6 protein-coding genes are annotated in these 8,548 nt (G+C 72.8%); all 6 read left to right on the top strand.

The genetic code is table 11. The annotated features are described in order from the left end of the window. The first annotated feature begins 10 nt into the window (after positions 1-10). The 6 genes from AB0G47_RS07075 (at position 11) to AB0G47_RS07050 (ending at position 8,479) form a co-directional block, all read left to right on the top strand. Positions 11-1,321, top strand: a complete 1,311-nt coding sequence (locus AB0G47_RS07075; RefSeq protein ID WP_360764883.1) for an MFS transporter — start codon at positions 11-13, stop codon at positions 1,319-1,321. Between the two features lie 179 nt (positions 1,322-1,500). After that, positions 1,501-2,304: an alpha/beta fold hydrolase gene (locus tag AB0G47_RS07070; protein WP_360764880.1), complete on the top strand. Its 804-nt coding sequence runs from the start codon at positions 1,501-1,503 to the stop codon at positions 2,302-2,304. After that, positions 2,301-4,157: a fatty acyl-AMP ligase gene (locus AB0G47_RS07065; protein ID WP_360764877.1), complete on the top strand. Its 1,857-nt coding sequence runs from the start codon at positions 2,301-2,303 to the stop codon at positions 4,155-4,157. The genes AB0G47_RS07070 and AB0G47_RS07065 overlap by 4 nt, the downstream gene beginning before the upstream one ends. Then, on the top strand, positions 4,154-5,914 hold the full coding sequence (locus AB0G47_RS07060) for an acyl-CoA dehydrogenase (RefSeq protein ID WP_360764874.1): 1,761 nt from the start codon (positions 4,154-4,156) through the stop codon (positions 5,912-5,914). Before AB0G47_RS07065 ends, AB0G47_RS07060 begins: the two co-directional genes overlap by 4 nt. Next, a complete protein-coding gene (locus tag AB0G47_RS07055) occupies positions 5,911-7,644 on the top strand; it encodes an acyl-CoA dehydrogenase (RefSeq protein ID WP_360764871.1) in 1,734 nt (577 codons plus the stop codon). Before AB0G47_RS07060 ends, AB0G47_RS07055 begins: the two co-directional genes overlap by 4 nt. Before the next feature lie 61 nt (positions 7,645-7,705). Beyond that, positions 7,706-8,479: an enoyl-CoA hydratase/isomerase family protein gene (locus AB0G47_RS07050; protein ID WP_360764868.1), complete on the top strand. Its 774-nt coding sequence runs from the start codon at positions 7,706-7,708 to the stop codon at positions 8,477-8,479. The last annotated feature ends 69 nt before the right edge of the window (positions 8,480-8,548 follow it).

Genomic DNA, 8,548 nt, shown 5'->3' with positions numbered 1-8,548 from the left:
GCGCCTCGAAGTGTCCGAGACCGTCCCGCCCTCCGCGGCTGCCCCGGCTGCCCCGGCTGCCGCGGATGCCGCGGACACCGTGACATCGCCTCCCGTCCCCCTCCGCCGCAACGCCGACTTCATCCGGCTGTGGGTGAGCGCCGGTGTCTCACGGCTCGGTACGTCACTGACCATGGCGGCGTTCCCGCTGCTGGTCCTGTGGCACACCGGATCGGCCGCCGCGACGGGTCTGGTGACCTTCGCGGCGGCGCTGCCCGGCTTCCTCGTCCAGCTGCCCTCCGGGGCGCTGGTCGACCGACTCGACCGCCGGAAGCTGATGATCGGCTGCGACGTGGTGGGCGTGCTGGTCGTCAGCAGTGTCGCCGCCACCGAGGTGGCCGGTCGGTTCTGGCTGCCGCACCTGATGGCCGCCGCGTTCCTCCTGGCGTCCGTGACGATCGTCTACCAGCTGTCCGAACGGGCCACCGTCCGGCATGTGGTGAGCCCCGGACAACTGCCGGCCGCGCTCTCCCAGAACGAGGCGCGCGGCGCGGCCATCGGCCTGCTCGGACAGCCCGGCGGCAGCGCCCTGTTCACGCTCGCCCGCTGGCTCCCCTTCGCCGCCAACGCGCTGGCCGCCCTGGTCGCCCTCGTCCTGCTGCTCTTCATCCGACGGCGCTTCACGGCCGAGCAGGCGCCCGGCCCCAGGGAGCCGCTGCGCGCCGAAGTCACCGCGGGTGTCCGCTGGGTGTGGCAACGGCGGTTCCTGCGCACGATGGTGGGGATCTTCGCCGGCAGCAACCTGGTCTTCCAAGTGCTGCTCCTGTCGGTGATGGTGATCGTCCACGACGGCGGCCACTCGCCCGCAGTCGTCGGCGTCGTCGTCGGCGCGGGCGGCATCGGTGGCGTCCTGGGCGCCCTGTGCGCGTCCTGGTGGCTGCGCAGGGCGAGCCTGTACCGGACGGTGGTGACCGGTTTCGCCGTCTGGACCGTGCTCGTGCCGCTGTCGGTCCTTGCGCGCAGTCCTCTCGTCCTCATCGGCACCCTGGCGGGCATCTCCTTCGTGGCGAGCCTCTTCAACGTCGCCGGCGGCATCTACCAGATGCGCGTCACCCCCGACGCACTGCAGGGCCGGGTCAACGGCGCCACCGGCGCCCTGTCCTCCGTCGCGAGCGCCATCGGTGCCCTCGGCGGCGGCTGGCTCCTCGACCGCGCCGGTCTCACCGCCACGGGCGTCGGCGTCGGCGTCGTCGTCCTGCTGCTTACCGTGACGGCCGCCGTGAGCCCCGTCGCACGCGCGGAGGGACGTGGCCGCCAACCCGCCGACACACCCGTCCCGTAGACGGTGCGTCAGGCGTCCGCAGCCGCTGTGCAGAAGCGATATGGGCCGCATATAGATGCGGGCGGCAGCGTGTGGGCCGGGCCCGTACGCCCCGCCCGCGGGGCGGTGCGTCGGCGTGCGGTACCCACCCCCGATCCCTTGCAGGCAAAAGCGCCGCCCGGCGTTCCGGAAGGACTGTGATGACCGAGTCAGCGGACAGGTGGTTCCGCCGCTACCGAGCGACCACCGCACCCCGGCTGCGCCTGGTGTGCCTCCCGCACGCCGGCGGTTCGCCGACCGCCTACCGGACGTGGGCCCGCCGCCTGCCCGAGGACGTCGAGCTCCTTGCCACCTGCTACCCCGGTCGGCAGGACCGGTTCGCCGAGCCCTTCGCCGACTCGATCGGAGAACTCGCCGACGGGGTCGCGCAGGCGCTCAAGCCGCTTCTCGACACGCCGATCGCCCTGTTCGGGCACAGCATGGGCGCGGTCGTCGCCCACGAGGTGACCCGGCTCCTTGACGCCCGCCACGGGGTGCGCCCGCTGAGGCTCTTCGTGTCCGGAGCCGATGCCCCGCACCGTCGCGAGCGCACCGACCTGCACAGCCGGGACGACGCCGAATTCCTCGCCGAGATCCGGCAGTTGGGCTCGTCCTCCCTTGCGGAGATCGATGACCCCGCCCTCCTGGAGATGGTGCTGCCCGTCATCAAGGCCGACTACCGCCTTGTGGAGACGTACCGCCCGGACCCGGCCGCCAAGACCCGCTGCCCGGTGGTGGCCTACGTCGGTGACCAGGACGAGGACTGCGCGATCGAGGACGTCCGCGCCTGGTCGCAGACCACCACGGCCGGCTTCGAGATGCGGGTCTTCCCCGGCGACCACTTCTACCTGGAGCAGCAGGAACCCGAACTGCTCGCCCACCTCACCGGCCACCTCCGGGCCGACCTGCGCCTGCGCGCGGCCGTCGGCCGGACGGCCGGGGCCGCCGCGGAGCACGGCGCGTGACCACCGACCGCATCACAGAAAGGCCGTCCGCGCACATGAGCGACGACCACGACGCCCTCGTGAGCCCCGACCACGCCACGAGCCCCGACCACCTCGTCGGCCGGCTCGAGGCACACGCACGGGACATTCCGGACCAGCCGGCCGTGGTCTTCGTCCGGCACCCCGACGGCAGGCCCGTCGAGGAGACCCTGACGTACGGCGCACTCGACCGCGAGGCCCGCAAGGTCGCCGCCTGGCTGCGCGGGCGGTGCATGGCCGGTGACCGGGTGATGCTCCTGTACGGCACAGGCCTGGAGTTCGTGAAGGTGCTCATCGGCTGCATGTACGCCGGTGTGGTGGCCGTGCCGTCCCCGATGCCGGGGCAGCAGCGCGGCCACGACACCCGGTCCGCCGGGATCGTGCGGGACGCCGACGTCCGGCTCGTGCTCACCACGTCCGGTGAACTCGCCCCCATCACCGCCTTCCTGGCGGAGGCCGACGCCGAGGACGTGCCCTGCGTCGCCACCGACACCCTCGACCTGGCCGAGGCGCCCGGCTGGAGGGTTCCGGTGCTTGACGCCGCCACCCTCGTCATCCTGCAGTACACGTCCGGCTCGACCAGCGACCCCAAGGGCGTGCGGGTCACCCACGGCTCGCTCGCCCACAACGTGGGCGAGATGACCCACGCCTTCGGCCTCGACTCCGGGTCCCGGATAGGCAGTTGGCTGCCGCAGCACCACGACATGGGCCTCATGGGCAAGCTGTTGCTGCCGCTGCACCTGGGCGCGACCACGGTCCTGATGTCGCCCATGGACTTCCTGCGCCGCCCGCACCTGTGGCTGCGGCTGCTCGACACGTATCGCATCACCACCACCGTCGCCCCGAACTTCGCCTACGACCTGTGCGTACGCCGCGTCACCGACGACCAGCTCGCCGGCGTGGACCTGTCCCGGGTGCGCAACGCGGGCAACGGCTCCGAACCCGTCAGCGCCCGCACCCTGCTGAACTTCGCCGAACGCTTCGCATCGGCGGGCTTTCGCCTCGACGCCTTCAACCCCTGCTACGGCATGGCCGAGACGACCCTCCTCGTCACCGGTACGGGCCCCGACCGTGCCCCGGTCCTCGCGACCGTCGACGCCGACGCCCTGGCCCGCAAGGAGCTCCGCGCCCTGCCCGCCGACGCCGAGGGTGCCCGTCTTGTCAGCAGCGGCCGCGTCAACGACATGACCGTGCGGATCGTCGACGCCGACACCGGGCGTACGCTGCCCGACGGCCGGGTCGGTGAGATCTGGGTACGCGGCGACAGCGTCGCCGACGGCTACTGGCGCAACCCCGAGGCCACCGAACGGATCTTCCGCGCCCGCACCGCCGAGGGCGAAGGACCTTACCTGCGCACCGGCGACACCGGAGCCCTGCGCGACGGCGAACTCTTCGTCACCGGCCGGGTCAAGGAGATGCTCGTCGTCAACGGCCGCAACCTCTACCCGCACGACCTGGAGCGCGAGGTCCAGGACCTGCACGAGGCGTTCCAGGGGCTCGCGGGCAGCGTCTGCTCGGTCACCGCCGACGGTGAACGGGTCGTCGTGATGCAGGAGATGCGCCCGCGCGGGTCCTCTGCCGCGGACCTGCCCGAGCTGGCCCGCGCCGTGCGCGGTGCGCTGGCCGAGCGCGTCGGCATCCGCGTCGGCGGCGTGGTCTTCCTGCGGCCTGGCCAGGTCCGCCGCACCACCAGCGGCAAGATCCGGCGCTCCCACATGCGGGAGTTGTTCACGGACGGCTCACTGCCGGGTCTTTACGAAGACCTCGACGCCCCGCTGCTTCGTGAGTTCCGGGGAGCGGCACTGGCCGCCCAGGCTCCTGGACGGTCCGCGTGAGACACGCCCCCTATCTCGCCGCCGCCGAACTCGACCGGCGCCTGGGCGACCCCGCAGACGAGGGCCGGCTGTTCTCGTACGCCCGCTGCGGGGCCCTTGACGACCGCGAGGAGTTCCCGCTGGAGATCTGCCGGGAACTGGACCTGATGGGCCTGCACCGGCAGTACGTCCCCTACCTGCACGGCGGCGAACTGCGCTCCTACGAGCAGGTGCTGCAGCTGATGCGGGCGGTCGCCCGGCGTGATCTGACCGTCGCCGTCGCCCACGGCAAGACCTTCCTCGGCGCCGTCTCCGTCTGGGTCGGCGGCGACGCCCGGCAGATCCGGGAGACCGCGGCGCGGGTGGCCGACGGGGCCGTGGTGTCCTGGGGTCTTACCGAGCGGGACCACGGCAGCGACCTGCTCGCCGGTGAGGTGACCGCGCGCCGGGACGGCGGCCACTACCGGCTCGACGGCGAGAAGTGGCTGATCAACAACGCCAACCGGGGCCAGCTGATCTGTGTCCTCGCCCGTACCAAGGACACCGAAGGGCCGCGCGGCTTCAGCCTGCTGATGGTCGACAAACAGCGCCTCGACCGGAGCGCGTACCGGCCGCTGCCGCAGGTGAGGCTGCACGGCATCCGGGGCGCCGACATCAGCGGGATCGCCTTCACCGACGCCAAGATCCCGGAGGCCGCGCTGGTCGGCGCCGAGGGCGAGGGCAGCGAAATCGTCCTGAAGAGCCTGCAGCTGACCCGGACGCTGTGCGCCGCCCTGTCCCTGGGCGCCGCCGACCACGCCCTGACGCTGGCCACCGGCTACGCCCTCGACCGGCACGCCTACGGCGACCGGCTCGCCGACCTGCCACAGACGCGCAGGCTGCTGGCCCAGTCGTACGCCGACGTGCTGCTCGCCGAGGCGACGACCCTCGTCGCCGGCCGTACCCTGCACACCCTCACCGGCGAACTTGCCACCGTGTCCGCCGTCACCAAGTACTTTGTGCCGACCCTCGTCGACCGGGTCGTCGCCCGCCTTTCCACCGTGCTCGGGGCGCGCTCCCTGCTGGTGGGGGACACCTACGAACACGGCCGGTTCCAGAAGCTGCAACGCGACCACCGGATCGTCGGCATCTTCGACGGCAACACCGTGGTCAACCTGCACGCCCTGATCAACCTGTTCCCGCTCCTCGCCCGGCAGTGGCGGCGCGGCACCGTCGACGAGACGGGACTCGCGGCCGCCACCACGCTCGGCGCCGAGCTGCCCGACTTCGACCGCGACAGCCTGTCCCTGCTGCCGCGCACCGGCTGCAGCGTCGTCCAGGCACTGGCGCCGGGTGTGGAGGAGCTGTCCGCGCTCGCCGCGCGGGGCGAGCTGCCCGCCGCGGTGGCGCGCCGCGCCGAGGGTGTCCTTGCCGCCGCCGAAGGCCTCGCCACCGAACTGGACGGCTACCGGCCGACCGCCGTCGACGTACCGGCGTCCGCGTTCACCCTCGCCGAGCGCTACGCCTGGTGCTTCGCCGCATCGGCGGCCGTCCACCTGTGGCTGCGCAACCGGCAGGCCGTCGCCGACGCTGCGGCGGACGCCGGGCACGCGGCCGAGCTGTGGCAGGACGGCCGCTGGCTGGAGGCCGCGCTCGCCCGGGTCCTCGACCACCTCGGCACCTCCTTGCCCGACGCCACCGACGACGTCCTGGAGCGGTTGGTGCCGACCCTGATCGCCCAGCACGAGTCCGGGCAGCTGCCCTCACTCCTCCACCACCCGCTGAAGGTGAGCGCGTGACCACGATTCCCCGCCCGCCCGCTGCGGCTTCGGTCCACTCCCGGCTGCACGATCCTGCGCCGCTGGAAGCCCTCCTCGGCGACCCCGACGACCCGGACAACCCGCTCGGCTTCGCCGCCCTCATCGCTGCCGACGAGCGCGGCGACCTCCTGGCGACCGGCGAACGTGCCCTGGACGCCTACGGCCTGGGCGCGGAGTTCGTGCCGGGCGACCTCGGCGGGCGACTCACCCGCGCCGACGAACTGGCGCGTGTGCTGCGCCCGTTGTTCCGCCGCGACGTCGCCCTGGGCCTCGGGCACGGAGCAAGCAACCTGGTCGGCTCGGTGAACGTGTGGGCCGCGGGGCGACCGGACCAACGCCGGTGGCTGGCCGACGTCCTGCTGCGCAACGGCCGTATCGCCGCCGCGTACACCGACATGTCGACCGGCAACGACGTGACCCGCACCGGCTTCCGCGCCGAGGTGCGCGGCCGTGAGCTCGTTCTCAACGGCCGCAAGGAGATCATCAACAACATCGCGCGCGCCGAGGCGGTGACCGTCCTGGCCCGCACCAGCGAAGCCCCCGGCAGCCGCAGCCACTCCCTGGTGCTCATGGATTCCGCCACGGCACCCCGTGACCGGCTGCGCTTCCTGCCCCGCTACCGCACCAGCGGTGTGCGCGCCATGTACCTGGGCGGCCTTGAGTTCCGCGACTGCCCGCTGCCCGTCGACACCGTCACCGGCGACCTCGGTGAGGCGATGGAGACCGTACTGCGCGCCTTCCAGGTGACCAGGGCCGTGCTGCCCGGCGCGGCCGTGGGCACCCTCGACCAACAGCTGCGCACCGTCCTCGACTTCGTGACGGAGCGGCGCCTGTACCGCCGTACCGTCGTCGAGATCCCGCACGCCCGATCGGTCCTGACCGGCGTCTTCCTGGACCTGCTCGCCGCCGACTGCCTCGCCACGACCGTGTGCAGGGCGCTGCATCTGCTGCCCGAGCAGACCAGTGTGTACGCGGCCGCCGTGAAGTTCCTCGTGCCGCTGCTGATGCGGGACGCGGTGGACTCCCTCGCGGTGGTCCTCGGGGCGCGCTCGTTCCTGCGCGAGGGCCCGCACGCGGTCTTCCAGAAGCATCTGCGCGATCTGCCGGTGGCCTCGCTGGTGCACGCGGGCGGCACTGTCTGCCTGGCGACGATCATCCCCCAGCTGCCCCGGCTCGCCCGCCGCGCCTGGCTGTCCGACGACGTCCCGGCGCCTGCCGGCCTTTTCGACCTCGACGGCCCGCTGCCCGACCTGGACTTCGGCCGCCTGGCCATCACCGCAGGCCGCAAGGACCCGCTGATCGCGACCCTGCTCGCCGCAGAGGCCGAGCTGCGCGGCGAGCCCGTCCTCGGCCCCCTGCTCGGCCGGTTCACCGCCGAGCTGCGCGAACTGGCCGCCCGGTGCGGCGAATTGGCGCCACGTGATCGCACGCCGCTGGCCGGACCCGTCAGCTTCGAGCTCGCCGAGCGCTACGCCGTACTGCTCGCGGCGGCCGCCTGCGTCGGCGTCTGGCGGCACAACACCGACAAGGCAGGTGCCTTCCTGCGCGACCCCGGCTGGCTCACCGGCGTACTCGGCCGGCTTGCCGTCCGGCTGCGGCTCGCGCCGGTACCCGGAGCCGACGCGGCACACGAGGAGATGACCCGTGAGCTGTTGAACCGTCACGAGCAGCGCGACGGCTTCGATCTCGTCGGCCGCCGACTGGCGTGACAGCAGGACAGCGACAGCAGGGCAGCGGCAAAAGGGCAGCGACAACAGGAGGGGATGGACAGTGGCGGTATTCGTCCGGGCCGAGAAGGAGGGCCGGGTGGCGACCATCAGGATCGTGCGCCCCAAGGTCAGCGGGGTGGATCCGGCCGTACCGGGGGAGATGACCGCGGCCGCCGACGAAGTGGGCCGCGACGACGCCGTACGGGCCGTGATCCTGCGTGGCAGCAAGCGGGTCTTCGCCTCCGGCGCCGATCTGCGCGGCATGGCAGGACGGCCCACGGCCGAGGTCCGCGCCCACACCGGGCGACTGCAGGCCGGGTTCAGCGCCATGGCCGCCATCCCCAAGCCCGTGGTGGCCGCGATTAGCGGTTACGCCCTCGGCGGCGGCCTGGAACTCGCCCTGTGTGCCGACTACCGGATCGCCGGCCGTGGCGCCCTGCTCGGCCTGCCCGAGATCCGGCTCGGCCTGATCCCCGGCACCGGCGGCACCCAGCGGCTGCCCCGCCTGGTGGGCCCCGGCCAGGCCAAGAAGCTCATCTTCACCGGTCGGCCCCTGACCGCCCAACAGGCCCTGGACATAGGCCTGGTGGACGAGGTGGTCGCCGACGAGGACGTCGACGGCGCCGCCCGGAGCCTCGCCGAGGAGTTCGCCCAGGGGCCCACCGCGGCCCTGGCCGCAGCCAAGCGGGCCGTGGACGAGGGCCTCGGCACCCCGCTGGAGACCGGAATGGGCGTCGAGTGCCGGGAGTTCGCGGGTCTTTTCGCCACCGAGGACCACCGCATCGGCATCGACGCCTTCCTCGACGGCGCGATCCCCACCTTCACCGGCCGGTGAACGGGCCGCCGCCGCGGACGATATGGCCGCCGTATAGATCACTCCGGCAGCCTGGGCAGAGGCGAGCCC

Origin of the sequence: Streptomyces sp. NPDC021622 (assembly GCF_040640795.1) — a bacterium.
Classification (GTDB): domain Bacteria; phylum Actinomycetota; class Actinomycetes; order Streptomycetales; family Streptomycetaceae; genus Streptomyces.
The sequence above is the reverse complement of the archived record's forward strand: the minus strand, read 5'-3'. Positions and strand labels throughout refer to the sequence as shown.

Excerpts from the sequence above, each read along its gene's own strand:
- AB0G47_RS07070 (WP_360764880.1), top strand. The coding sequence starts at position 1,501 with ATGACCGAGTCAGCGGACAGGTGGTTCCGCCGCTACCGAGCGACCACC.